General features: G+C 51.8%; 1 protein-coding gene. It reads right to left on the bottom strand.

Annotated features, from left to right (window positions below):
- Position 1: 1 nt before the first annotated feature.
- A partial coding sequence (era, locus tag D7V97_RS43690) for a GTPase Era (protein WP_120616317.1) occupies positions 2-454 on the bottom strand: 453 nt, incomplete at its 5' end.

Below are 454 nucleotides of genomic sequence, written 5' to 3' on the forward strand. Positions count from 1 at the left end.
CTTAAAGATCGTCAACGTAACCGAGACTGCGCAGTGCGCGTTCGTCGTCGGCCCAACCGGATTTCACTTTTACCCACAGCTCAAGGTGAACAGGCGCTTCGAACATTTCCTGCATGTCTTTACGCGCTTCAATCCCGATGGTTTTGATCTTGGCCCCTTTGTTGCCAATAACCATCTTCTTCTGCCCTTCACGCTCAACGAGAATCACACCGTTGATGTCATAACCGCCGCGTTCGTTAGAGACGAAACGTTCGATCTCCACGGTCACGGAGTACGGCAGTTCAGCGCCGAGGAAACGCATCAGTTTTTCGCGGATGATTTCAGACGCCATAAAACGCTGTGAGCGATCGGTGATGTAATCTTCCGGGAAGTGATGAGTCGCTTCAGGCAGATGCTTACGCACGATTGCCGCAATAGTATCAACATTCAACCCGGTTTCGGCAGAGATCGGCAC

Origin of the sequence: Corallococcus sp. CA053C (assembly GCF_003611675.1) — a bacterium.
GTDB lineage: Bacteria > Myxococcota > Myxococcia > Myxococcales > Myxococcaceae > Corallococcus.